At 56.4% G+C, this 24,217-nt stretch carries 22 protein-coding genes; 11 read left to right on the forward strand and 11 right to left on the reverse strand.

All coding sequences use genetic code 11. The annotated features are described in order from the left end of the window. Positions 1-7: 7 nt before the first annotated feature. The 3 genes from GRX64_RS05700 to pncC form a co-directional block, all read right to left on the reverse strand. Positions 8-478: a flavodoxin family protein gene (locus tag GRX64_RS05700; protein WP_166264533.1), complete on the reverse strand. Its 471-nt coding sequence runs from the start codon at positions 476-478 to the stop codon at positions 8-10. Between the two features lie 234 nt (positions 479-712). Continuing rightward, complete coding sequence (gene recA, locus GRX64_RS05705; protein WP_166264751.1) at positions 713-1,756, reverse strand: recombinase RecA; 1,044 nt, start codon at positions 1,754-1,756, stop codon at positions 713-715. A gap of 136 nt (positions 1,757-1,892) precedes the next feature. Then, positions 1,893-2,393 carry a nicotinamide-nucleotide amidase gene (gene pncC, locus GRX64_RS05710; protein WP_166264535.1) on the reverse strand — a complete coding sequence of 167 codons (501 nt, stop codon included), beginning with the start codon at positions 2,391-2,393 and terminating at the stop codon, positions 1,893-1,895. 116 nt (positions 2,394-2,509) lie between these two features. On the opposite strand from pncC, the gene mutS reads away from it, so the two are divergent. Beyond that, the gene (mutS, locus tag GRX64_RS05715) at positions 2,510-5,098 is read left to right on the forward strand and encodes a DNA mismatch repair protein MutS (protein WP_166264537.1); all 2,589 of its coding nucleotides are present in this window, start codon (positions 2,510-2,512) and stop codon (positions 5,096-5,098) included. Between the two features lie 228 nt (positions 5,099-5,326). Continuing rightward, entirely contained in the window at positions 5,327-5,650 is a 324-nt protein-coding gene (gene fdxA, locus GRX64_RS05720; protein WP_166264539.1) for a ferredoxin FdxA, read from the forward strand. 391 nt (positions 5,651-6,041) lie between these two features. Here fdxA and GRX64_RS05725 read toward each other — a convergent pair whose 3' ends face one another. The 4 genes from GRX64_RS05725 to GRX64_RS05740 form a co-directional block, all read right to left on the reverse strand. Beyond that, positions 6,042-6,686: a LysE family translocator gene (locus GRX64_RS05725; protein ID WP_166264541.1), complete on the reverse strand. Its 645-nt coding sequence runs from the start codon at positions 6,684-6,686 to the stop codon at positions 6,042-6,044. Between the two features lie 39 nt (positions 6,687-6,725). Then, the gene (locus tag GRX64_RS05730) at positions 6,726-7,760 is read right to left on the reverse strand and encodes a hypothetical protein (RefSeq protein WP_166264565.1); all 1,035 of its coding nucleotides are present in this window, start codon (positions 7,758-7,760) and stop codon (positions 6,726-6,728) included. A 134-nt stretch (positions 7,761-7,894) separates the two neighbouring features. Then, the gene (locus tag GRX64_RS05735) at positions 7,895-8,845 is read right to left on the reverse strand and encodes a DegV family protein (RefSeq protein WP_166264567.1); all 951 of its coding nucleotides are present in this window, start codon (positions 8,843-8,845) and stop codon (positions 7,895-7,897) included. A gap of 155 nt (positions 8,846-9,000) precedes the next feature. Continuing rightward, positions 9,001-9,834 (reverse strand): metal-dependent hydrolase, encoded by an 834-nt coding sequence (locus tag GRX64_RS05740; RefSeq protein ID WP_166264569.1) that lies wholly within the window; start codon positions 9,832-9,834, stop codon positions 9,001-9,003. A gap of 251 nt (positions 9,835-10,085) precedes the next feature. Here GRX64_RS05740 and GRX64_RS05745 point away from each other — a divergent pair, with 251 nt between their 5' ends. Next, positions 10,086-10,805 (forward strand): SGNH/GDSL hydrolase family protein, encoded by a 720-nt coding sequence (locus GRX64_RS05745; RefSeq protein ID WP_166264571.1) that lies wholly within the window; start codon positions 10,086-10,088, stop codon positions 10,803-10,805. Here the strand turns inward: GRX64_RS05745 and GRX64_RS05750 are convergent. Beyond that, positions 10,784-12,196, reverse strand: a complete 1,413-nt coding sequence (locus GRX64_RS05750; RefSeq protein WP_166264573.1) for an aminotransferase-like domain-containing protein — start codon at positions 12,194-12,196, stop codon at positions 10,784-10,786. The two genes, GRX64_RS05745 and GRX64_RS05750, sit on opposite strands and share 22 nt — an antisense overlap. Before the next feature lie 177 nt (positions 12,197-12,373). On the opposite strand from GRX64_RS05750, the gene GRX64_RS05755 reads away from it, so the two are divergent. Continuing rightward, positions 12,374-12,724: an arylamine N-acetyltransferase gene (locus GRX64_RS05755; RefSeq protein WP_166264575.1), complete on the forward strand. Its 351-nt coding sequence runs from the start codon at positions 12,374-12,376 to the stop codon at positions 12,722-12,724. Next, complete coding sequence (locus GRX64_RS05760) at positions 12,696-13,502, forward strand: PhzF family phenazine biosynthesis protein (protein WP_166264577.1); 807 nt, start codon at positions 12,696-12,698, stop codon at positions 13,500-13,502. The genes GRX64_RS05755 and GRX64_RS05760 overlap by 29 nt, the downstream gene beginning before the upstream one ends. Here GRX64_RS05760 and GRX64_RS05765 read toward each other — a convergent pair. Continuing rightward, entirely contained in the window at positions 13,499-14,374 is an 876-nt protein-coding gene (locus tag GRX64_RS05765) for an AraC family transcriptional regulator (RefSeq protein ID WP_166264579.1), read from the reverse strand. The two genes, GRX64_RS05760 and GRX64_RS05765, sit on opposite strands and share 4 nt — an antisense overlap. A gap of 214 nt (positions 14,375-14,588) precedes the next feature. Between GRX64_RS05765 and GRX64_RS05770 the strand changes: the two genes are divergently transcribed. Then, positions 14,589-15,644, forward strand: coding sequence for an NAD(P)-dependent alcohol dehydrogenase (locus tag GRX64_RS05770; RefSeq protein WP_166264581.1), 1,056 nt, complete (start codon positions 14,589-14,591; stop codon positions 15,642-15,644). Between the two features lie 8 nt (positions 15,645-15,652). Here GRX64_RS05770 and GRX64_RS05775 read toward each other — a convergent pair whose 3' ends face one another. Next, complete coding sequence (locus GRX64_RS05775) at positions 15,653-17,512, reverse strand: sensor domain-containing diguanylate cyclase (RefSeq protein WP_166264583.1); 1,860 nt, start codon at positions 17,510-17,512, stop codon at positions 15,653-15,655. A gap of 200 nt (positions 17,513-17,712) precedes the next feature. On the opposite strand from GRX64_RS05775, the gene GRX64_RS05780 reads away from it, so the two are divergent. Beyond that, a complete protein-coding gene (locus GRX64_RS05780; RefSeq protein ID WP_166264585.1) occupies positions 17,713-18,894 on the forward strand; it encodes a BaiN/RdsA family NAD(P)/FAD-dependent oxidoreductase in 1,182 nt (393 codons plus the stop codon). A gap of 179 nt (positions 18,895-19,073) precedes the next feature. Here the strand turns inward: GRX64_RS05780 and GRX64_RS05785 are convergent, their stop codons facing one another. After that, the gene (locus GRX64_RS05785; protein ID WP_166264587.1) at positions 19,074-20,228 is read right to left on the reverse strand and encodes a hypothetical protein; all 1,155 of its coding nucleotides are present in this window, start codon (positions 20,226-20,228) and stop codon (positions 19,074-19,076) included. 439 nt (positions 20,229-20,667) lie between these two features. Here GRX64_RS05785 and GRX64_RS05790 point away from each other — a divergent pair, with 439 nt between their 5' ends. The 4 genes from GRX64_RS05790 to modA are packed head-to-tail and all read left to right on the forward strand — an operon-like array spanning position 20,668 to position 24,217. Next, positions 20,668-22,317, forward strand: a complete 1,650-nt coding sequence (locus tag GRX64_RS05790; protein ID WP_166264588.1) for a serine/threonine-protein kinase — start codon at positions 20,668-20,670, stop codon at positions 22,315-22,317. Beyond that, positions 22,317-23,063 (forward strand): PP2C family protein-serine/threonine phosphatase, encoded by a 747-nt coding sequence (locus GRX64_RS05795; RefSeq protein WP_166264590.1) that lies wholly within the window; start codon positions 22,317-22,319, stop codon positions 23,061-23,063. Before GRX64_RS05790 ends, GRX64_RS05795 begins: the two co-directional genes overlap by 1 nt. Before the next feature lie 17 nt (positions 23,064-23,080). After that, positions 23,081-23,434, forward strand: coding sequence for an FHA domain-containing protein (locus tag GRX64_RS05800; protein ID WP_166264592.1), 354 nt, complete (start codon positions 23,081-23,083; stop codon positions 23,432-23,434). A gap of 6 nt (positions 23,435-23,440) precedes the next feature. Next, positions 23,441-24,217: a molybdate ABC transporter substrate-binding protein gene (gene modA, locus GRX64_RS05805; protein ID WP_166264594.1), complete on the forward strand. Its 777-nt coding sequence runs from the start codon at positions 23,441-23,443 to the stop codon at positions 24,215-24,217.

Here is a 24,217-nt window from a genome sequence, read left to right on the forward strand (position 1 = left end):
CCCGTTGTCAAAACAGCCCGGCATCAAGGCTGGCCGACATATAAAGACCCAACTCCTCGCATTGAGCCTCAAACTCGTCCCGATATTCCCCTCGACACAGCAACGGCTCCTGCACCAATCGCCAGCGTAAACCGGTGGTAATAGACTCAATGGCACGTCGGGTCCCGGTGCCATCGTGGCCGGCCCGGATATAGAACGTGAAAGGAAGGCCCTGGGTTTTTTCCAAACAGGGGTAATAACTGCGGTCAAAGAAGTCCTTCAGGGCGCCACTCATATAGCCCAGGTTTTCCGTAGTCCCAAGGATGATGGCATCACAGGCAAGCACATCCTCCGGCCCCGCATCCAACGGCGCCAGCACCGTCACCTCAACTGCCTCAATATCCGGATGTTGCGCCCCCCGCTCGACCGCCTGCCGAAGGATAAGCGTGTTGGGTGAAGGGGCATGTGCAACCACGAGTAATTTCTTCCGATCTCCCATAACACCCCAGCCTGAACCGTTCATTTCATTCGAGTCTAACACCTTCAACAATGGAGTATTAAGCGCTGAAACCTTGCCTTTCCGGGACGGTTTTAACCGCCAGGTGAAAGCACGTCCGCAAATCCGATTTCACAAGGGCACGATCTGTGGCTCGGTGGCAGCGCAATGATCTTGGCTTTTCCGGACACAAAAAAGCCGGCTCATCTGGCCGGCTTTTTCGACACTTTGGGCGATTTAAATCAGTTCGCCATTCACTTCCGCTGGCTCTTGCACCACCTCTTTCTTGACCGGTTTCGGCATCAGCTTCTCACGGATTTTGGCTTCAATTTCTTTGGCAAGATCCAGGTTCTCTTCCAGGAACTTGCAGGCGTTCGCCTTGCCCTGACCGATTTTGTCCCCGTTGTAGGCATACCAGGCGCCAGACTTATCGACGAAGCCCTCCTTCACACCCATGTCCAGTACCTCGGCCATGTGATAGATGCCCTTGCCATACATGATCTGGAATTCCGCCTGCTTGAACGGCGGTGACACCTTGTTCTTGACCACTTTGACCCGAGTCTCGTTACCAATGACTTCGTCGCCGTCCTTGACCGCGCCGATACGGCGGATATCCAGACGTACGGAGCAATAGAACTTAAGCGCGTTACCGCCGGTGGTGGTTTCCGGGCTGCCAAACATGACGCCAATTTTCATGCGGATCTGGTTGATGAAGATCATCAGGCAGTTGGCATTCTTGACGTTACCGTTCAGCTTGCGCAGGGCCTGGGACATCAGACGGGCCTGAAGGCCAACGTGGGAGTCACCCATTTCACCTTCAATTTCCGCTTTCGGCGTCAGTGCAGCAACGGAATCGACAATAATGATATCCACCGCGTTGGAGCGCACCAGCATGTCGCAGATCTCCAGCGCCTGTTCGCCGGTGTCGGGCTGGGAGACCAGCAACTCGTCGACGTTTACGCCCAGCTTTTCGGCATACTGAGGATCCAGAGCATGCTCCGCATCGACGAAGGCACAAGTTTTACCCTGCTTCTGAGCTTCGGCAATCACCTGAAGCGTCAGTGTGGTTTTACCGGAGCTTTCAGGACCGTAGATTTCACAAATCCGGCCATAGGGCAGGCCGCCAATGCCAAGCGCAACATCCAGGCCAAGAGAACCGGTGGATACAGCCGGGATCGCCTCACGGGGGTGATCGCCCATTTTCATCACGGCGCCCTTTCCGAACTGCCGCTCGATCTGGCTCAGTGCTGCACTCAGTGCTTTTTTACGGTTGTCTTCCATCGCTGCCATACCCTCTTGCCTCTACCACGTCTGCGGTTTTGATCAGAACCTGAGCAGGCTGGCGTGCCGCCCAGGCAATTAACTGTATATTTGACCAGTATTAAAGCATAACCACTGATCGAGACCAACCCCTGTTTTACGATTTATCGAGAAAGGCTCGAAGGCCTTGCAAGGAGAACCATACGGCCTGCCGGCGAACCGCATCCCGATCCCCCTCAAAGGTCATGAGCACCGCTTCGGTGTCCGCAGCCGACTGTCCCCAGGCCATCCATACGGTTCCCACTGGCTTGTCCTCACTGCCACCACCCGGGCCAGCAACACCACTGATTGCAACCGCAATGTCCGCGCCGGTCACCGCCACCGCTCCAGCAACCATTTCCCTGACCACCGGCTCACTGACCGCACCGTATTCCGTCAACGTCGGTTCCGTCACCCCCAGAAGTTGCTGCTTGGCCTCATTGCTGTAAGTCACAAGACCACTGTGGACGTACTCGGAGGAACCGGCACGGTCGGTCAGCACTTTCGCGACCCAGCCACCGGTGCAGCTTTCAGCCGTTGTAATCATCAACCGCCGCTTTAAAAGCAACTCCGCCAGAGCCTCACCGGCCTCCGCCAATTGTGCATCCGTCACTGTCATATTGAACTCCCTCGTTTCATCCGGGCCATTATTTTCTTACAATCCCGTCCACGTCGTCATAACACCGGTTACTGGTGTTGGCCTCCCGATTTCACCCATGACCGCCGGATGTCTCAATGTCAGCCTTGCAAAGCGATCTTTCCAAGCACACGCCGATGATGCAGCAATACCTGAAAATAAAAGGCCAGCATCCCAATGAGCTGGTGTTTTACCGGATGGGTGACTTTTACGAACTGTTCTTCGACGACGCCAGGAAAGCGGCCGAGTTAATGGATATTACACTCACTGCCCGCGGCCAGTCAGGTGGCAACCCGATCCCAATGGCAGGCATTCCCTATCACTCCGCCGAAAACTACATTGCACGTCTCGTTCGTGCAGGTCAATCCATCGCCATCTGTGAACAAATAGGCGATCCGGCGACCAGTAAAGGCCCGGTGGATCGCCAGGTAATGCGCATTGTGACGCCCGGCACACTCAGTGACGACGCTTTCCTTGAAGATCGACGCGACAATCTGCTGGTCTCCATATACAACCACCGGGAACACTTTGGCTTCGCGTCTCTGGACATTTCCAGCGGTCGTTTCGCCGTTTCGGAACTGTCCAGCCTGGAAGCACTGCAAGGTGAGCTGCAACGCTTGCGGCCGGCCGAGATACTGATCAGTGAAGACTTTCCTTACGAAGACCTCCTTCAGGGCTATACCGGTATCCGTCGCCAGGGACCGTGGCTGTTTGAGATGGATTCCGCCCGACGCGTGATTACCCAGCAACTGCAAGTCCGGGACCTGACCGGGTTTGGCTGCGAGGATATGACCCTGGCCATTCCCGCCGCCGGCTGCTTGCTGCAATACGCAAAAGAAACCCAGCGCACGGCCCTGCCCCATATTCGTAAACTGAGCCGGGAACGTCGTGAAGACGCCGTCATTCTGGACGCCACCAGCCGTCGTAACCTGGAAATCGATACCAACCTGATGGGCGGTCATCAGCATACCCTGGCCTGGGTGATGGACCGCACCGCCACGTCCATGGGCGGGCGCCAACTTCGGCGCTGGCTGAACCGGCCACTGCGGGATATCGCCGAGGTGAAACAGCGCCAGCAAGCGGTGTCGGCTCTACTCGACGGCTTCCACTACGAAACGGTGCATGACCTGCTGAAGTCCGTCGGTGACATTGAACGGGTATTGGCCCGCGTGGCTTTGCGCTCCGCCAAACCCAGGGACATGGCCCGGCTGCGAGAAGCCTTTCAGGCGTTGCCGGACCTGCAAACAGCATTGCGTCCGGTCAACTCCCATCACGTTGTCAAACTGGCCACCATTATTGCCACGTACCCCGAATTGTCGGACTTGCTGACGCGGGCCATCAATGACAACCCGCCGGTGGTGATCCGGGAAGGCGGGGTTATTCGGGATGGCTTTGACGCCGAACTGGACGACCTGCGCAATATCAGCGAAAACGCCGGTCAGTATCTGCTGGACGTGGAGACGCGGGAGCGGGAACGCACCGGCATCAGTACCCTCAAAGTGGGCTACAACCGCGTTCATGGTTACTACATTGAAATCAGCCGGGCGCAATCAGACCACGCACCGGTGGACTATATCCGGCGACAAACCCTGAAGAACGCGGAGCGCTTTATTACGCCGGAGCTTAAAACATTCGAAGACAAGGCTCTGAGCGCCAAGAGCCGGGCTTTGGCCCGGGAGAAAGGCCTGTATGAGGACGTCCTCGAGACGCTTGCGGCACAGTTGGCGCCACTGCAGGACAGCGCTCAGGCATTGGCGGAACTGGATGTACTGAGCAATTTCGCGGAGCGCGCCACCTCCCTGCGGTTCAGTGCACCCGAATTCAGTGGCACCCCAGGCTTCGACATAGAACAGGGTCGTCATCCCGTGGTGGAGCAATTACTCGATGAGCCCTACGTTCCAAACGATGTGTTGATCGACGACAAGCGCAAAATGCTGGTGATTACAGGCCCCAACATGGGGGGTAAATCGACCTATATGCGACAGGCAGCGCTGATTGCATTATTGGCGTATACCGGCAGTTTCGTGCCAGCCAACCGTGCCAAACTTGGCCCGCTGGACCGGATATTCACCCGCATGGGTTCTTCCGACGACATCGCAGGCGGACGCTCCACGTTCATGGTTGAAATGACGGAAACTGCCAACATTCTGCACAACGCCACCGAGCACAGCCTGGTGCTGATGGACGAAGTCGGTCGCGGCACCAGCACCTTTGACGGTTTGTCGCTGGCTTGGGCCACCGCAGAGCATCTGGCCAAAGAGACCCGCTGCCACACGCTGTTTGCCACCCACTACTTCGAACTGACTCAACTGGCGGATCAGTTGGCGCATGCGGTGAACGTGCACCTGACCGCTACCGAGCATGATGACAGCATTGTTTTTCTGCACAATGTCCATGATGGCCCAGCCAGCCAAAGTTATGGTCTACAAGTGGCCAAACTGGCCGGGGTGCCTGCCAGTGTAATCACCAATGCCAAGCTGCAGCTCAAACACCTTGAAGGCAGTGCAGCACCCAGCAAGGGCGTCGTTACGCACTCGCCCCCCGCCGAACCCAGTCATCAGGCCGATATGTTCGCCAGCATGGACCCAAGCCCTGTGGAGAAAGCCTTGGCGGCGATGGATCTGGACGAGCTGACGCCACGAGACGCACTGAACCGACTCTATGAGCTCAAAGCGAAATTATCATGACCGGCTTGTAGGGATAACGTTGGCCGGCCAATCTCCAGTGTGCCAAGCAGGAATAAACTTATCGCGCTCTGGCGCTTGCGACAAAGCGGGCTGCTCCCTACAATATCGCTCACTCTTTTAACGTTCAGAAAAAGGGACAAGACGGCGGCCACGCATAGGGGTATCACCACCCAGGCCAGCACGACTTGCCCACTGATGAGACTGACTACTCAGACCAGGAACCCGACCATGACGTTTGTCGTTACCGATAACTGCATCAAGTGCAAGTACACCGACTGTGTTGAAGTCTGCCCGGTAGACTGCTTCTACGAAGGCCCGAATTTTCTGGTCATCGACCCGGACGAGTGTATCGACTGCGCACTGTGCGAACCGGAGTGCCCGGCAGAGGCCATATTCTCGGAAGATGAATTGCCGGCGAACCAACAGCAATTTATTGAGATCAACGCCGATCTTGCCGGTAAATGGGACAACATCACCGAGAAAAAAGATCCGCTGCCCGACGCTGAAGAGTGGGATGGCAAACCAGACAAACTGCAATACCTGGAGCGCTAACGGGCAGGTGCCGCTGGATTGGGCACCGGTCGCGCAAACCGGATATGAAAAGGGGAGGCACTTAGCCTCCCCTTTTTTGTGGCTCATCTCGGATTGGCGTAACGACCGTGGTTTTGAGCGCTGTCATCGACTGCGGCAGGACGCAACCATAACCAACGCTTCGACTTCCGAGCAGGCCCGGGCCTGCCGGACTCCAACATCAGGACCCTCCTGAGCTGAAGCGTCGACTGGGTAGCACCCATCGACCGAAAGACCCTGGCGGTCTCACGGCCCATGGCCGACTTAAGCGACAAAGCGTGACAACGCCTTGCCCAGCCCGCTTATGATCGACGGCACCTGGCATGCACAATGCCAGACCTGTGATGCACAGCGCAGACCTACGGGGCAGAACTTACGCCTGCGTCATTGCCAGCTTGGCGCCAAAGCCCATGAACATTGTGCCCGTCACGCCCTGCATCAGTCGTTTTAACCGGTGGTTTACAGACACACGGTGGGACCGCACCACGGCAAGGGCAAGGCCACACTGCCAGATCATGGCCATGAGAAAATGAATCGCGGCCAAGCCCATGGATTGCGCAAAAGCAGGCCCCTCGGGGTCAATAAACTGGGGTAGGAAAGCCATATAAAACAGGGCAGTTTTAGGGTTCAGCACATTGGACAACAAACCTTCGCGAAACGCGCGCCGAAACCTGACGGGGCCGGTGGAAACGGCTGGCGAGGCCGCAACACGGACGCCGTCATTCGGCTTGATTGCCTGGTAAAGACTGGCAAGACCCAACCAGATCAGGTAGCACGCGCCCGCCCACTTGAGCGCCGAAAACGCCCACGTCGTTTGCACCAGAATCAGCGAGATGCCGGCAGCGGAGAGTGCGGCGTGGATAAAGAGGCCGCTGCAAATGCCCACGCTGCTGATGACGCCATCACGCAGACCTCCTCGCGCGGTATTACGAACGACCAGCAATGTGTCGACACCCGGGGTCACGGTCAGAAGAAAAACCGCAACCAGATAGGCCCAGAATAATTCTGCAGATGGCATGCCTCACCTCACACAGCACCAGGAGTCTCTGTTGCCTGCTCACTCCCCGGCTTTCAGGATTTTTTTCACGGCGGCAGACTGGTAAAACGGTGCAAGTCTGCGGCGCAGCAAGGCCTCAAGATACCCCTCCTCCCGCAGCACGTCCATCAGCGGCAAAATGAAAGCATCCGCCTCTGTCATCACAACGGTTTGATCCACACCCACATCCTGCAGCAGGCAGGTCACCGGCTCATCTCCGTACTTATCGAATAAATGCTCAACAACCGCACGACAACAGCCTTCAAAATACTCTGTCTGACGGAAGTTGAGCCAGAACTCATAACCCAGTACAACGAATTCCTGAAGCTGAACGTCTCCCAGACCCTCCCGAAGCTCCCCAATCGTGAGATTTTCCACGGACATCCAGGCTGCCATCACACTATCGTGCACCTCTTCGTCACTCAGGGCCTTTTGCAGGAAGGCCTCACTGCGACTGATCAATCCCGGCAAGCTCTCGGCCAGCCAGGCCTTAAATCTTCGCTCAAAGGATTCGTCTAACCCTGGCACTGCGCGGTTGGCCATGCGTTTGCCGAATTTCATCATGGAACCGACGCCCGGTACATTCTTGGTAATCAGGTTGTCTTCATACAGATAATTGACCAGACCATGGTAAACGACGTTGGAGACCAGCTCCTGATACACCGGGTGCACCATAATCTCTTTGATCACCCGGTCGCGATGTTCCCTAAGTTCCAGTGCCTCTTCCAGAAAGGCGGTTGCCTGTTCACGGCTGAGCACCTGTTTCAACTGAGTCGTTGACTGGACCGGCGCGTTCAATACTTCTGTCGCCATCTCCCCCGCCATTTCGGGAATTCCGGCGTCCAACTCCATGTTCATCACCACGCGCCTGATCACACTCATCACCTGATCAATCGAGCTGATTCGATTAAAGGTGACCACGTCACCGAGTCGAAAGAGTTCTGCCACTTCGTGCTCAATAAATTTGCGCAGCTTCGCGCCCTTGAGCGAGGCAAGCTCATGCTTGATGTGCTGATCGAGCAATAAAGTGGCGGTGTCCATCTGGCCTTGGGTCATGGCAGGTTCCTGGCTGTCTGTCGGAAGCATTGGGTCGAGCGTTGAGGCTAACACGACGGTGGCCTCAAGCTCTTATCCTAAAACGCCTGGCAAAAGATGCAATTCAGCCAAGTGGTCAGTAGAGGGCTCGGGGGCTATGGAAAGTCTGAGAATTCATGAGGCTCCGCAGCCAGTGCCAAACAGAGACTGCCGGGTCCAATGTAGATGCAACTGGTAATGCCCATTTGCGACAACAGCAGTTCTATGCCGTGCTTGTCACAGGTCGCCCTCAAATGATCCAGGCCTGGTAATTGCCCAATCTCCGCCCACGACAAAGCACAGGAAAGACTGATATACGGCGTCAGCAAGCCTGCCTCGATGCGACCGATGGCATAGTTCATGACTTTTTCAATCGAGGCCTCAGAACTGCGGGCTTTAGCGACCGGTTTGCCCTCTGCGCCCAGGCCAAAAATCACAGGCGTGATGCTCAGGGCTTTCCCCAAAAACGCCACCATCGCCGACACACTGTTGTCTCCCCGGCGACGTGCACGCTCGCGGATGTAGTGCAGATCGCGGGGAATCACACAAGTGTAGATTTTGTTGGCGAATGTCTCGACTTCATGACGCAGCGCATTTTTGGACAAATTCTGATCAATCAGTCTCTGGGTGTGAGCCGCCAACAGTCCCTGTCCTGCAAATATCTGCTTGCTGTCAATCACCCGCATGGAGAAGGTGCCGCTCACCCCAGCCGCGTCCCTGGCCTCTCGATAGTGAGACATGACGCCGTTCATGGCTTCCGTGGCATTCTGGTAAATGAGACTGCGGGAGCGTGTGACCGTTTCACAAATGGCGACGTCATACTGAGTGACGATCTTGTCCATGAACAGATCGTGGATCTGTTTGGTGGTGAAGGCTTCCGTTTGAGCATGATGACCTTTTTGTAAAAGCCCACTGTCGTAAAAATCCTGGGTTTTTACCGGGTCATGGTCATCAATGTAAGTCTGATGATCAATTTTGGCCGTTACCGGCAGCACAAAAATGCCGTGCTTACGGCTGAAGTCATGGGGAATATCACAAGCAGAATCAACAATTAAACCTACGCGCATAGCAGGCCTCCATGCTTGAGCCCGCTCATTATGGCCGGGTCCTTGTTATCATTATGATGGTGAACGCGAGGATGTTTATCACACAGCGAGCAGGGATTCAGAGACCTAAGTCTCTAATCCCTCATTGATACCGTAGATCCCTGTAAACCGCGGTATTATGACGCCTGGTAGTCGGTATCAAGCTCATTCAGACTGGCCTCAAGCAACTGGCGATTGTCTTGCTGCCATGGGTGAAAGCCTGTCCTGAAATACGCCAGAAATTCCGGCAGGCAGGCGCGCAGGACGCCTGGCTTACCCCAGAGAAAATTGATACCTCCAATCCAGGTTTTCAGGCTCCAGAGTTTGCCTTCGGTCTTCAACAGACTGCAAGTATTGAGGAAGGTAAATTTGAAGAAATTGTAGGTCACGAACAGGAAAACAAAGCGACGTAACCGCTCGTTGCCGACGCAGTGTTGATACACATCGAAAGCCACCGACTTGTGCTCAGTTTCCTCAATGGCATGCCAGCGCCACAGTTTCCTCATGGTCGGTGTCGCGCCCTGCATCCACTCCGGATTTTTAAGAATCGCATTCGCCAGCACCGCGGTGTAATGCTCAGCACCGCAAGTGCCTGCCAGTTGCCGACTGGGCGGCAAGTTACCCACCCAGGCCATGTGACGGCTAAACCGCTCGTCCAATGCATCGATGTCATAACCACGGGCTTTGAGTGCTTCGTTGTAATGCTTGTGCTCGCGACTGTGGAGTGCCTCCTGACCAATAAAGCCGCGTATTTCCTGTGCCAGCTTGGGGTCCTTAATCTTGTCCCGGTACAAACGGACCGCGTTAATAAACTGCTGCTCTCCATCCGGAAATTGCAATGACAGGGCATTAAAAAACGCTGTACGGAAAGCGTCATTGCCATGCCAGAGGGTTTTAAGTTCCTCAGACACATCAAAGCTGACATGCCGTGGCGATACGGACACGCCTTCAGGTGTTGAGCTGATCGCCATTACGGCCTCCTGTTTTCTTATCATTGTGTAGATCAGTGTTACGGGTCAAATTAAAGCAGTCGCTTCATTTTATACCCCAATCCTGGCAGGCCGGCCACTATTCACACCGTTTTTTGTTATCCACCGGCTCGCATTTCGGGCCAAAATGACACTACTGGCCACATTCGTTGGCGTGTTTGGTGATTGCTCCGAAGCGGACTAGTATTTCAGAATGACCAAACGAATTCGCACCTTCAACCTGGGAAACAACTGTGATTCACAAACTGACGCTGATTCCGCTGTCGCCGGTGTTACTGTTTCAAGGCCGTCACGTTCGTTCATCCACTGTGAAACTGCCGGAACCTGAGGGCGCACGCAGTGGCACGGTCGGTGAAGGTCCGTTGCTGAATATGTTGCTGCTCGGGGATTCGGCCGTCGCCGGAGTGGGTGTCGAGGCCCAGGAGGACGCTCTTTCAGGTCAACTGGCACAGCGACTGGCTCGGCGACTGACGGTGAACTGGACTTTGCAGGCCCATACGGGGCTGAAAGTATCTGACTTTTTGCCCCCCGCTGAGCGGCTGCCACGCATCCAGGTAGACGTCATCGTGGTGTCTCTGGGGGTTAACGATGTGACCTCCACGGTTTCCGCCAGTCGATGGATACGGCAAGTCCGTCAGTTGGTACTTGCACTGCAAAAGCAATACCGACCCAAACAGATTCTGTTTACCGCCGTGCCTCCCATGCACCGATTCCCATCGTTACCGCAACCACTTCGCTGGTATCTGGGACAGCGGGCGAGGCACTTCAATCATCTGCTGGAAGCACTCCTGGACGAACACGAAAAGACGGAGCTCGTCACGATCGACTTTGCCGATGATCCCGCCATGATGGCCGATGACGGATTTCACCCAGGCCGCGCTGGGTACATCGCCTGGGCGGACACTCTGGCGCCGCTTATTTTACCGGCGGATCATTCGCCTTCGGCTACCTGAGCCGCCAGTACGCCAACCCGTTTCACCGCCTGCTCGATGCGGTCGCTCCAGGGGTTGGCACAGTTGATACGCAAGTAATCTTCGTATTTGTTGGTGGTTGAGAACATCTTACCTGGCGACACATGAATGCCCTCCTTGTGCGCCAGTCTGAACACTTCCGTGCCGGAGGCCTGGTTCGGCAATTGCACCCAGAGCACAAACCCACCCACGGGCTTGCTAATGGCTGTCCCCGCCGGGAAATCACGGCTTAACGCGGCCCGCATGCGTCCCGTGGCATCCCGATACCGCTGCCGTGCGGCACGCAGATAACGGTCGTAACCACCGTGTTCAAGAAAATGCCCCACCGCCAGCTGTGGAATCGACCCTGTGGCCAGATTCGAAAATACTTTCTGCTGGCTCGCCTCCACCATATAACGCCCGGGCACCATCCAGCCCGCTCTCAAACCCGGCGAAATCGTTTTCGAGAACGAGCTGCAATAAATCACGTTGCCCGTCTTATCAAATGCTTTAGCGGGACGAGGCCGGTCACCCTCATGGGGCAAGTCACCGTATATGTCGTCTTCAATGAGTGGCACGCCGGCTTTTTCCAGCATCTCGACCAACTGTTTTTTGCGCTGATCCGCCAGACGCACGCCCATCGGGTTGCTGTGATTGGCCACCACAATACAGGCCTTAATAGGCCATTGGTCCAGCGCCAGCTGCAAGCCCTCCAGGCTGACCCCATCCACCGGATGCGTTGGAATTTCGATCACCCGCAATCCGACGATATCGAGTGCTTGCAAAATGCCTGGGAACGACGGCGATTCGATGGCAACGATATCGCCCGGCTGAGTCACCGCGCGAAGGCCAATAATCATTGCCTCCTGTGCGCCGTTGGTCGCGAGGATGTCGTCCGGCGCAGTCGGCACTCCGATGGCGGTCATGCGCTGCGCCAGCTGGCGTCGATAGATCAACTTGCCCGGAAATGCGTAATCGAGGGTCTCATAGCCTTGGCGTGCGGCCCAGATGGTGGCCTGCTGAATCTGGCGCAGCGGCAGGAAGTCCGGATGTGGCACTGCAACCCCCAGTGGCACCATGTTCTTACGGGTATCTGAGCAAAGATCCTGCGCCAGCTCCCGGGCCGTGACCGGCACCGGTTGCACGCGCGGCTTGGGCATCGCCGGCATCGGGGTATCACGCGACGGCAGCTGCACGAAATACCCACTGCGCTCACGCGCGACCAGGTAGCCGCGGCTCTCCAGTGTCTGGTGCGCTTGCAGGACCGTTGAAATACTCACACCAAACTGACGACTGAGCACCCGAACACCGGGCAGGCGTTCACCTTCACGGTAAACGCCCTCGTGAATCAAAGTCTGAAGCTGATCGGCAACACGGTTGTATAAGATTCCCATGGTTCTATCCTGCCAGACAGTTGGCTTGACGTAACAGTACAGATCAGTCGAAGAATGACCGTCACAGATAAAGATTACGCTTCTCTGTACCGGTGCAAAAGTAGTTTATCTGGATCTGTTACGGTCTTTGCCAATCGCCCACAATGGCATGGCCATCCACGGAATCGGAGACACGCCATGAACGCTGTATGCCAATACGACCGGAATACTCCGGAACCCCCGCCACGCGCCCAACGCAAGGATATTCTGGCGTTAGAGCAGGGGTCGGTCAGCGGCCCTCACACCCCTCAGCGAGTGGCCCGGCAGTTGCGGGCCATGGGGTTCACCGTGACATTACTGGGCCCAGAGCATTGGCAACTATCAAGGTCCCATCAACTACTGCGAGTTGATCTTTACAGTACGGCCGAACTGGCCGCATTTGCTCAGGGCCGAGCGGCCAGTTATGCCTGTGACTCAATAGGGGCGCCAAAAACCACAATCAGCGAAGAGGAGACTCAATATGACACATTACCCATTGTTCCAGGTTGATGCCTTTACCAACCGGGTGTTTAGCGGCAATCCGGCCGCCGTCGTGGCTCTAGACACATGGCTGGATGACTCATTGATGCAGAGTATTGCATTGGAAAACAATTTATCCGAAACGGCTTTTTTTGTACCGATGCCCCCCGCTTCGGGGGTTGATTTTCATATCCGCTGGTTCACCCCGGAAGCGGAAGTTCCCCTGTGTGGCCATGCCACCCTGGCCTCAGCCTGGGTTATTTTCAACAGGCTGGGCTGGCCCAACAACGCCATTCGACTGCAGTCCCGAAGTGGCCCTCTCGGCGTCACTCGGCTCGACGATGGCTGGCTGGAACTGGACTTCCCCAGCCTGCCTTTTCATCCGGTTGCCACCCCCGACATTGTTTGCCAAGGCCTGCCTGAGGCTCCCGCCACGGCATTTGTAGTCCCTGACGACGTCAATTATCTGGTTGTATTGGCCAATGAAGCCGCCGTTCGTGCCGCCACGCCCGACATGGCCATTCTCAAATCGCTCGGCAACCACGGCCTGATCATCACCGCTGCCGGCGATCACTGTGACTTCGTCAGCCGCTACTTTGCCCCTGGCATTGGCATCCATGAAGACCCGGTTACCGGCTCCATCCATAGCGTGTTGACCCCTTACTGGGCGCAGCAACTGGGTAAGACAGAATTATTGGCCCACCAGCTGTCCACCCGCGGTGGCGTGCTGAAATGCACGCTGCGAGACGATCGGGTAGGTATTGCAGGTCAGGCGGCTTTCTTTATGAGTGGAGAATTCCAGCTTTAATCGAGAACGCTGGGCTGGCGATCATTGATCGGGCTGACGCCGAAAAAACGTTTGTAGTCCCGGCTGAACTGGTGGACGCTCTGATAGCCTACCGCGGCGGCGGTCTGATTCACGTTCAAATCGTCATGACTGAGTAACAGCCGCGACTTGATCAGCCGCAGGCGCTTCACGTACTGCAGTGGAGACGACCCTGCCACCTGTTTGAAATGCTGATGAAAGGTGGACACGCTCATATTGGCCTGCCGGGCCAGGTGTTCGACCGTCATGTCGTCGGTAAACCCGGCGTGCATTTGGGTCAGTACCTGAACAATGCGGGCGTAGTGGCCCTGATTCAGGGTCAACGCCCGCAAGGCCGGCCCCTGGCTGCCCTTGAGGGCCTCGAAGATGACTTCCCGAATCCGTGCGGTGCCCATCACCTGCGCGTCCAACGGGTCGTGCAGGGCTCTCAGCAAACGGACTACCGCTTCTTGCATGCCCTGCGTCATCGCGACAGAAGCCATTGGCTCCGGTATTTCCCGCGCCAGCAACTGGGCATCAAACCCGGTTTCCTTCACCAGTTCCCCCAGCACGGCCGGTTCGATACGAATGGAGATGCCCAGCAGCGGCTGTTCACTGGAGGCAAACGTTTCGCACTCAAACGGTAGCGGTAACGTCTGAACCAGATAATGACCGGGGTTGTAATGAATCTCGCGGTCACCCAAATGGCCGATTTTCTGGCCCTGGGCAATCACCGTCAGGCTCGGTTCGTAAACAAGCGGTGTTCGAGCCACAGGCCGGTGACTGGCAACAACAGACACCGGCGCCAGCGACGTATCGGAGAATCCGTCACGTCCAGCCAGGGGCCGAATAAGCTCTGTCAAAGTCGATGACATCAAAATACTCCCGCTTGCACCTTATAATACTGGACTGAGATCGAACCGGAATAATGCCCGGCATCGTCCTGGAATTCCTCGATCTTACGGAAAACTCGGACAAATAGGCAAAAATCCGAAAGGATTGTGAATAGCCAAGGCACCGGTGACCGCCCACACTATCGTGGTTGTTTAAACGTGAGGGAATTCTCCCTGTTCAGAGGAGCCAATAACCATGACCACTACCAAAGCCTACGCTGCACAGTCAGAAACATCCGGCCTGGCACCGTTCAGTTTTGACCGTCGCGCACCCAGGCCCGACGATGTCGCCATCGAAATCGATTATTGCGGTGTCTGCCATACGGACATTCATTTTGCCCAGAACGATTGGGGCGTCAGTCTGTACCCCGTTGTGCCGGGACACGAAATTGTCGGACGGGTCACCGCCGTTGGCAGCGACGTAACCCATCATAAGGTCGGTGACGTCGTCGGCGTTGGTTGCATGGTCGATTCCTGCCGCACCTGCGCTGCCTGTGAGTCCGGTCTTGAGCAGTATTGTCTCGAAGGCATGACCGGCACCTATAATGGCCACGATCGCCACGACCAGTCTGTTACCTTCGGCGGCTACTCCGACAAGATTGTGGTCAGCGAGCGGTTTGTGGTGAAGATTCCCGACAAACTGGATGTGAAGGCCGCAGCGCCACTGTTGTGCGCGGGCATCACCACTTACTCGCCACTTCGGCACTACGGCGTCAAACCGGGCCACAAGGTCGGTGTCATTGGTATGGGCGGTCTCGGCCACATGGGTGTCAAATTTGCCAAGGCCCTGGGTGCTGAAGTCACCATTTTCACCCGTTCCGAGAGCAAGGTGGCTGAAGCCAAACATCAGGGCGCAGACCATGTCGTGATCTCCACCGACGATGATCAAATGCAGGCCGCAGCCGAAACCTTCGATTTTATGCTCGACACGGTGCCGGTCCAGCATGACTTGAACCCCTATCTCAACTGCCTGAAATTTGACGGCACCCACATCCTGGTCGGTCTGCTGGAAGCCATTGAACCGCCCTTGCAAGCAGGCAGCCTGGTCTTCAAGCGCCGGGTTCTGGCTGGCTCGTTAATTGGCGGCATGCCGGAAACTCAGGAAGCGCTGGATTTTTGCGCCGAACACGACATCCGTTGCGATGTGGAAATGCTCGACATCCACAACATCAACGACGCTTATGAGCGGATGAAAAAAGGGGATGTGAAGTACCGATTCGTGATCGACATGGCGACCCTGAAAGCCGATTGATCGCAGTGCTAGTTGAGTTCCGGGTCTGCTTCAGGCCCGGACTCGACGCCGGTTTTGCGTCCTACGTCCACATTGGCGTCCGACACCACCTGGTTTCGCCCCCTGCTCTTTGCCAGATACAACCGCCGATCGGCTTCCGCAATCAATACGTCAAACACCACATCCAGCGTTTTCATCACGCCATCGCCAACCCAGGTTGCGCAACCGCAACTGATGGATACCTGCCCCAGACCCGAGCTGCCATGAGGAATGGCCAGATCGAACACAGCACACCGTATACGTTCCGCTGTCTCCGCAGCGCTAATGGCGTCGTGCTCCGGCAGCAGAATGGAGAATTCCTCGCCGCCCATCCGTGCCGGTAATTCGCCTGCCCGCCGACAGTGATGGCTGAAAATACCCGCCAATTGAACCAGGCACTCATCGCCCGCGCCATGGCCGTATAAATCGTTATAGTTTTTGAAAAAATCAACATCGATCATCAATACAGAGACGGGGCTCCTGGTCCGCTGCGCCCGGCGCCCCTCAATCAGTTTCGCTTCATCAAAATACCGGCGATTGGCCAGGCCCGTGAGGTGATCGGTACGAGACAGCCGGAACAGTTCACGACGACTTTTCTCCAGTTCATGCAGGTGCTGCCAACGCTCAATCAGCTTGAACATGACCTCGGCAGTCATTTGCAACAATCGCCGCTCCAGCAGTTCGTGAGGCTGGCGCTCAGGTCGATAAAACGCCAGCACGTAAGCTTCGGCATCGGTGGTGAACGCACACAACACGGTATGCTCCATCAGCTGGTTATTGTCGAAATACCAGCCCGGCTCGTTTGGCACCAAAGCCAGCGCACCGGTCGTTTTAAACACCTCAGGATTGTACGGCGTTCGCCAAACAAACCGCCAACGCCAGTCTCTGCCACCTGATGACCAGGCGACGCCGCAAGCGCCGGCACCAAACTTTTCAGAAAGCTCGGCCATCGCATTTTCCATCCCGGCACGCTGTTCATCGGGCTCCAGTTCAATCATCAACATGGAAAAACGGGAGAGCATTTCGAGGTAGACATTGATCCGTCGAATCTCTTCGGTGCGCTCTCTCACGCGGGCATCAAGCTGATCTCGCTCATTAGCCAGTTCTGCTGTAATTTTTTCCCGCTCGCGGAGAAAATCATCGATATCGAGCCGCAGCACGTTGAAACGTTCGACAATCACGTCAACCTCATCCCGCCATGGGTGGTTTGGCCGCTTGATTATCAGCGGCGGATTAACGCGCCAGGGCGACAGGGCCTTGCTGTAATCCGCAATGGCAGTAAGTGGCCGTCTGATATGCCGGGATACCGTGCTATACCCCACCCAAACCACCAGCAAAGTGGACAGGGCAAATAACAAGGCTCCGGTGAGTCCCGACTGAATCAATTGGAGTAATAGGTAACGTCGCTCTAAACGTAACTGCAGTTCCGCCAGCGTGATCTCTGGCGTCTCAACGTGTGGTATGGCAAAGGCATGGGTTGTATCGGAGGCACGGCTGATGCCGTTGTGGACTAAGAGTGACCGATCGTCGGTCAGTTGCAGCGATACCGTCCGAACACCCGGGAGCGTCGCAAGCGCGCGAATTTGTCGTTCGTATTCATCGGGATTATCGGCAGCAATGGCTTGGCCTAGCATCGGAACGAACAACGTCTGGATGGCTTCAAGCGTCTTCATTTCGCCGCCACGTTCGTTCTGGTACGCCCGAAACGCATGAATGCCACCAACCACAAACGTCAGGACGACGCCAACCAGAATGACGCGATTCAACAGAACCTGGGTAATAGAACGGAATCCGCCCTTGTCATCCATTATCGCCATGGATCTGGTGTCCCAGTAACCAACTGAAGTCATATGGAAAGTCCGGGGTACGGAACATAACCCCGCACAACCCTGCAGCCCGGACGAGGCAGTTAACCAATACCTTCTGCTCCAGCAGTATAAACTTCGATGGTCCGAGCCGCCATTTGGCTTTGGTCGTGCCAGAGACGCCGACGCACCGAACCCGTATAATCACCCCGGCGATTCATCAAGACACCCAACAACGGGAACCCATGGCTTCCAAATACGACGTCATCATTATCGGCGCAGGCGCTGCCGGCCTCATGTGCGCTGCCACCGCCGGCTATCGGGGCCGAAGCGTTCTGGTGCTGGACCATGCCAATAAGCCAGGCAAGAAAATACTGATGTCTGGCGGTGGCCGGTGTAATTTCACCAATTTGAACAGCACCCCCGCCAACTTTTTATCGGACAACCCCCATTTCTGCATTTCAGCCCTGAAACGTTACAGCCCCCAACACTTTCTGGAGCTGGTTGACCGACACGGCATTGAGCATGAAGAAAAAGCCGCCGGACAACTGTTCTGCAGGGACAGCAGCAAGGACATTCTCAATCTGCTGCTCACCGAATGTGAATGGGCCGGCGCCGACATCAGCATGGAGACATCGGTCACCTCCGTCACCGACACCGCCGATGGCTATCAGCTTTACACCAGCGCCGGCAACCTCCAATGCGCATCGCTGGTGGTTGCTTGTGGCGGGCTTTCCATCCCAACCATGGGTGCGACCGGGTTTGGCTATGAGCTGGCCCGTCAGTTTAACCTCCGCATCCTGCCTACCCGGGCCGGACTGGTGCCCTTTACCCTGCACCCGGAACTGAAATCCCAACTGGCCCCCCTGTCGGGCGTCAGTTGCCCGGTCGACGCCCGGTGTAATGGGGAACACTTCCAGGAACCCATGCTGGTCACCCACCGGGGGCTCAGTGGGCCCGCAATGCTGCAGATATCGAGCTTTTGGGCCCCCGGAGACACACTCAAGATCAACCTGTTGCCTGGACGCAACGTCCTGCAAGACCTGCTGGAGCGACGGACCAGCGCACCAACGTCCACCATTGCCCATTACCTGAATGAAAGCCTGTCAAAACGGTTTGCCCAGGCCTGCAACGACATCAATGGCTGGACCGGCCCACTTCAGGCTTACAAAAACAGCGACCTTGAAGCGGCGGCCTCCGCTCTCAACGAGTGGACCATCAAACCTGCTGGTACCGAGGGCTATCGCACTGCCGAAGTCACCCTGGGCGGAGTCGACACCCGCCAATTGTCGTCCAAGACCATGGCGGTGAACGATCGCCCCAATCTGTTCTTTATCGGCGAAGTGGTTGATGTGACCGGCCACCTCGGCGGCCATAATTTCCAGTGGGCATGGGCATCCGGCGTGGCGGCCGGCGGGGCTGCTTGAAGTCCATTGACATTTTCTGATCCGGCCCGCCATTGGTTCTCAGGGAATAACAGACATACCCCACATACCGGTACCCCGGCCCATAAAAAAGGTCGCCCACTGAGCGACCTGAACACGTTGATCGGGCTATGCCTTGCAACGATAGGATTTTCCAGTCGTGAAACGTCAGTTGCCAGACCTCATTGGCACAGCGCTAACGGAGACAGTGCGCATAGGTTATCGAGTAATTCTTCAGGGTTGTCGATCCCACAGGCCGGCTCGTTCAACACGTCCAGCGACTCGCCCACACAAACAAGCTCCTCTCGCTCTCCGGTAAATTCACCATCCTCAAGCGCAACCGCCAATACGAACCCTACCTCTTTTTTATAAAACTTGAACTCCGAATCGCCAGGACTAAGGGCTGAAAAATCCCGGGTCATCAGGCAATCACCCATGCCATTCCCGGCGCACTGAAATTCGGGAGCGTTGGGATTTTGTCCGCCTTCATCGACATCGGGCGCAGCGTCGAGCGCGAGATACTCCACCACATCCTCAGCTTCATTCAGCGCGTATTCCTGGCGGTCAACCTGCCCGACCATAGGGTTTTGTCTGAGCAAAACCCCGGCTTTTGCCCCATTGAGACCCGTAAAGAATGATCCGTCGAGGTTGTCGAGGAATCCATTTTCGAAATTACGTGCAATTTCGCCACAGTAATAGACGTTGCCTTCCTCATCTTGAGCTAGATAGTCATCGGTCACTTCAGCGGCAACCCACTCGCTTTCACCACCACCGTTTTGCTCGGCGACCAGAACCACATCCACGACAACCCGGCAATACACAGGCCCCGAAAAACCTTCCGCCTCGCGGATTTGATCCGTCACGTGCACGACAACGGTTTCCTCGAAATCTTCGCCCGCCCTCAGGACGTAGGTGTGGCCCACCGCAAGATCCACATAGGCATTTTTTGGATAACTCACGCCAATGTCGTCGGGGTGAACAAATACGATATTCGGATCTGATAGTGGGTCCTGATACCGTCCCTCACCGACAAGATCACATACGTCCAATCGTGCGCCTCTCTGCTCACGGCAGAGTTCACGCTCCTCTCCGACCTCCGTTTTGACGTTTACGAAACAGGCACGCCGAGTCTCGGGATCCGGTTGATCAAAACAGTTCGCCGTTGCCAGTGTCGCGTCGGCGGCAACGCCCAGCTGGCAGGATTGGTACACCGTTTTAGCCGACTGTGAACACACTTCGGCATCACCGTTCCAAGGGTCGGAGAAGGCGCCAGCGGACCACCCGATAAGGGCCATAAAACACGCAAACACGATCGCGTAATATCGAAAAGTGCTCATAAGACTGTCTCCCTGACAGACCACTCATCCATGATTGGGGAAAACCACACCCCCTGCATGCAGCCGAATCAGCTGCATAATTTCTACGCTATCATTTTGGCTATTTTTTAACCAATACGATTCTGCCAGAAACCGCCTTTTTAAACGGAAAATACCTCAACACTGCGACACCCGAAATGAACGACCCGTGTGGTCATGACCGAGCTAAACCTGATCCATTAACCCCGTCTCTGCGACATATTACAGCGGCGGCATGCGGCTATTTGGGTGGGTTGCACTGGTTTTTTGAGCCCCGCTGTGGTCACACAGGAGAGGCCTTTGACATCGATAAACTATCGGTCGAAAACAATACCTTACAAAAAACCGTAAAGTTGCTGTATCGCCGGAGGCTATCTGTTTCTAAACTGCGAAAAACTGTTTTTAAAGATTTATCGGAGTAATGGCCATCCGTTTTCTGCTCACTCGATTATTCAGCCTGAGACTCGTCATCGCGCTCTTTGCCTTGGTGGTGGTCTTTGGCGCCGACAAAGTGCCGGCCCTTAACGTGCTTGACCAGACCCTGTTTGACCTGGTTCACCAGGCCACGGACACCGGTAACGGAACCGATGCCCCCCAGGCCCAGAGCCTCGACGCTCGCGTGCTGGCCCAGGGTCTCGAACGGCCCGACTGGGGATTTCCCATGGTACGGGCGGCCCTCGCCTTGAGTCTGATGTTCCTCATGTTTGCGCTGCCACAATTGGGCGCCGCCCTGTCGGTGCTGTTGGTTACCCTGATCGCCACCGCCCTGCTGATTACCCAAGCGGGCTTAATGCTTTACCAGCATCTGTGGCTACCACTGGGACAGGTGGTCGTATTTTTATTGGCCGGGTTTGTCACCATGCTGTTCTGGCTGCAACCGTTTCGGGAGATACAGTCGTTACGGGCCAATGTTCAGCAGGCGCGTTACCAGCTTGGCAAGTTACTGTTGCAACAGGGCCAGCCGGACCAGGCGCTGGAAGCACTGGCCACCTGCCCGCCGGACGAAGACACCCTGGATTTGCAATACGACATTGCCATTCAACAGGAACGCAAACGCCAGTATGACTCGGCCAGCCGCACCTACGAGCAGATACTGTCACAAAAGCAGCGTTTTCGGGACGTGCGCGAGCGTCTCGACGCCATGCAGCGGCTGACCAGCGACTCCACCACCAGCCTGGCCGCCGGGTTTGATTCCACCCGCACCCTGGTGATGCCGGATCAATCGGTCAGCAAACCGACCCTGGGCCGCTACGAAATTGACCGTGAAATCGGTCGCGGTGCCATGGGCGTTGTGTACTTGGGCAAAGACCCCAAAATTGCCCGCACCGTCGCCATCAAGACCCTGAGCTACAACCAGTTTGAACAAACCGAACTCGGCGAACTCAAATCCCGTTTCCACCGGGAAGCCGAGGCTGCGGGCCGTCTGAACCATCCGGCCATTGTGACCGTTTATGACGTTGGCGAAGAAGCTGACCTGGCCTTTATTGCCATGGATTTCGCGGTTGGGAAACCACTGAGCGACTACGCCAGAGCGGACCGCCTATTGCCACTCCCGGTTATCCTGACCGTGCTGGCGCAGGTCGCCGAGGCGCTGGACTATGCACACGGCCAGAAAATCGTGCATCGTGACATCAAGCCCGGCAACATCATTTACGACGCCGCATCCAAGGCACTCAAGATCACCGATTTTGGCATTGCCAAGATAACCGATGACTCACGAACCCGCACCGGCAGTGTTATGGGCAGCCCACTGTATATGTCTCCCGAGCAGCTCAAGGGTCAGAAAGTCACCGGTGCTTCCGACATCTACAGTCTCGGCGTCACCCTGTACAAGCTGGTCTCGGGTGAAACGCCTTACAATGGCGATACTCTGGCCAACTTGACCTATCAGATTCTCAACAAGCGCGCGCGCAGCGTACGGGAATTCAACCCGGAACTTCCTGACAGCGTGGTGCGTCTGATCAACAAAGCAATTCAGAAAGAGCCCGCCAAGCGTTTTGCCAGCGCGGGTGCCATGGCCGAGGCCATGCACCGGGCCGCCAGCCGTGCCAGCAGCAAGGAGACCTCCTGATGACATTAACCGCCGCAGGTCTGTGTGACATTGGTACCAAGCGCGACAGCAACCAGGACACCATTGCCTGGGCGGTGTCAGACGATGGCCAAAGAGCCTTGTCGGTGGTTGCTGATGGCATGGGGGGTTACGAAGGGGGTGAGATTGCCAGCCAACTGGCCTCCGACACGGTAATGGAAGCCCTGACACCACTACTGGCATCCGGCGCCCAGGACACCGCCACGCTCCAGGACCGGATTCAGGACGCGATTACGCTGGCCAATAAGCGCATTCATACGGTCCGAAGCGACCACCCCAAACTCAGCAAAATGGGCACCACCCTGGTGCTGGCCTGGGTTCAGAACAATCAGGCCTGTATTGCGCACTTGGGTGATTCCCGGTGTTATTTGCTGTCAGGCAAGACACTGACCCAACTGACCCGCGATGACACCGTGGCCCAGAACATGGTGGATGACGGCTCAATCACCCTGGAAGAAGTTCCCCGGGTTCCGTTTCGCAATGTACTCACCCGTGCCCTGGGCTCCTCGGACGATGCCCGTGCCAGTTTTGGCCACACCAACTTGGCACCGGGGGATCGGCTGATCTTATGCTCCGATGGCCTGACCGGTGCGGTGACCGATGCCGACTGGCCCGACATCATGGCCCCGGCACCGTCGTTGGAAGACCAGGCCCGGCGGCTGGTGGACATCAGTCTTGATCATCAGGCGGCCGACAACGTGTCCGTCGTACTCGTTCAGTCTATTTAACACAAGGAATCTCTGCTATGGCCGCACTCTCACAACTGGTCGACGACGTTGTTGTCAGTACCTTTGAATTAACAGGCCCCCGGATTGAAATCGGTCGTCGTGCCGGATGCGACCTGCGGATTGATGAAATCTCCGTCAGCGGCCAACACGCCACCATAGAGGTGGAAAACAACGCCTACCTGGATGGTGCGGTCGATTATTTCATTACCGATAATGACAGCACCAATGGCACCTTCATCAACGATGTCCGGATGACCGGCCGACAGCGACTTAACAGCCATGATCGTGTGCGAATTGGCTGGAACCTGTTCCGCTTCATTGACGAAGACGAAAACAGCCTGGAGAAAACGGCCTACATCCTTGAGGAGTGATCTTCCATGAGATTCGGCTGCAACGGATTGCTAGGCATCGCGATGGCTGTTTGGGGTCTGGTCGGCCCCGGTCATGCGCAGGCCGGGGACACCCTGATTGCCGTGTCAGCCAACTTCACCTCCGCGGCGCGCGCCCTGATGCCCGTCTTCGAGGCTCAAACCGGACACCGGGTGCGGGCCAGCTTCGGCTCCACCGGCAAACTGTATGCACAGATCGAACACGGCGCCCCGTTTGATGTATTTTTAGCCGCCGACGAGGTCAGACCCAGGAAGACGGAGGCCAACGGACTGGCGGTATCCGGTAGCCGCTTCACATACGCACGCGGCAAGCTGGCATTCTGGAGCCCCAAGGCCGGGCTATTTGACGATCCCCGGACTTACCTGACCGAGGGCCGCTTCCAACATCTGGCGATCGCCAACCCCGCCACGGCGCCTTACGGCCTGGCCGCCCTGCAGGTGCTCGAACGGTGGGGCCTGAGTGAGCGGTTGCGTGACAAGCTGGTTCAGGGCGACTCAATTGCCCAGACCTTCCAGTTCATTGCCACGGGCAATGTTGACGCCGGTTTTATCGCACTGTCACAACTCCGGGATTGGCACGGGCGTCCCGGGTCGCTGTGGCCCGTGCCCGACAGTGAACACGACACCCTGAACCAACAGGCGGTATTGCTCACCCGGGCGCGGGAAAACCCGGCGGCCAAAGCCTGGCTCAGGTTTCTGAAATCGCCGCAGGCAGTAGCCATTATCGAGGGATACGGTTACGGTGAGGGTGCCCAGCTACCCTAA

This window comes from Marinobacter caseinilyticus, from assembly GCF_011074955.1.
GTDB classification, from domain to species: Bacteria; Pseudomonadota; Gammaproteobacteria; order Pseudomonadales; family Oleiphilaceae; genus Marinobacter; species Marinobacter caseinilyticus.

What these genes read in the sequence shown, in the direction of transcription:
- GRX64_RS05700 (WP_166264533.1), bottom strand. Translation starts at nt 478, where the DNA reads ATGGGAGATCGGAAGAAATTACTCGTGGTTGCACATGCCCCTTCACCC.
- recA (WP_166264751.1), bottom strand. Translation starts at nt 1,756, where the DNA reads ATGGAAGACAACCGTAAAAAAGCACTGAGTGCAGCACTGAGCCAGATC.
- pncC (WP_166264535.1), bottom strand. Translation starts at nt 2,393, where the DNA reads ATGACAGTGACGGATGCACAATTGGCGGAGGCCGGTGAGGCTCTGGCG.
- mutS (WP_166264537.1), top strand. Translation starts at nt 2,510, where the DNA reads ATGTCAGCCTTGCAAAGCGATCTTTCCAAGCACACGCCGATGATGCAG.
- fdxA (WP_166264539.1), top strand. Translation starts at nt 5,327, where the DNA reads ATGACGTTTGTCGTTACCGATAACTGCATCAAGTGCAAGTACACCGAC.
- GRX64_RS05725 (WP_166264541.1), bottom strand. Translation starts at nt 6,686, where the DNA reads ATGCCATCTGCAGAATTATTCTGGGCCTATCTGGTTGCGGTTTTTCTT.
- GRX64_RS05730 (WP_166264565.1), bottom strand. Translation starts at nt 7,760, where the DNA reads ATGACCCAAGGCCAGATGGACACCGCCACTTTATTGCTCGATCAGCAC.
- GRX64_RS05735 (WP_166264567.1), bottom strand. Translation starts at nt 8,845, where the DNA reads ATGCGCGTAGGTTTAATTGTTGATTCTGCTTGTGATATTCCCCATGAC.
- GRX64_RS05740 (WP_166264569.1), bottom strand. Translation starts at nt 9,834, where the DNA reads ATGGCGATCAGCTCAACACCTGAAGGCGTGTCCGTATCGCCACGGCAT.
- GRX64_RS05750 (WP_166264573.1), bottom strand. Translation starts at nt 12,196, where the DNA reads ATGGGAATCTTATACAACCGTGTTGCCGATCAGCTTCAGACTTTGATT.
- GRX64_RS05755 (WP_166264575.1), top strand. Translation starts at nt 12,374, where the DNA reads ATGAACGCTGTATGCCAATACGACCGGAATACTCCGGAACCCCCGCCA.
- GRX64_RS05760 (WP_166264577.1), top strand. Translation starts at nt 12,696, where the DNA reads ATGACACATTACCCATTGTTCCAGGTTGATGCCTTTACCAACCGGGTG.
- GRX64_RS05765 (WP_166264579.1), bottom strand. Translation starts at nt 14,374, where the DNA reads ATGTCATCGACTTTGACAGAGCTTATTCGGCCCCTGGCTGGACGTGAC.
- GRX64_RS05770 (WP_166264581.1), top strand. Translation starts at nt 14,589, where the DNA reads ATGACCACTACCAAAGCCTACGCTGCACAGTCAGAAACATCCGGCCTG.
- GRX64_RS05775 (WP_166264583.1), bottom strand. Translation starts at nt 17,512, where the DNA reads ATGACTTCAGTTGGTTACTGGGACACCAGATCCATGGCGATAATGGAT.
- GRX64_RS05780 (WP_166264585.1), top strand. Translation starts at nt 17,713, where the DNA reads ATGGCTTCCAAATACGACGTCATCATTATCGGCGCAGGCGCTGCCGGC.
- GRX64_RS05785 (WP_166264587.1), bottom strand. Translation starts at nt 20,228, where the DNA reads ATGAGCACTTTTCGATATTACGCGATCGTGTTTGCGTGTTTTATGGCC.
- GRX64_RS05790 (WP_166264588.1), top strand. Translation starts at nt 20,668, where the DNA reads ATGGCCATCCGTTTTCTGCTCACTCGATTATTCAGCCTGAGACTCGTC.
- GRX64_RS05795 (WP_166264590.1), top strand. Translation starts at nt 22,317, where the DNA reads ATGACATTAACCGCCGCAGGTCTGTGTGACATTGGTACCAAGCGCGAC.
- GRX64_RS05800 (WP_166264592.1), top strand. Translation starts at nt 23,081, where the DNA reads ATGGCCGCACTCTCACAACTGGTCGACGACGTTGTTGTCAGTACCTTT.
- modA (WP_166264594.1), top strand. Translation starts at nt 23,441, where the DNA reads ATGAGATTCGGCTGCAACGGATTGCTAGGCATCGCGATGGCTGTTTGG.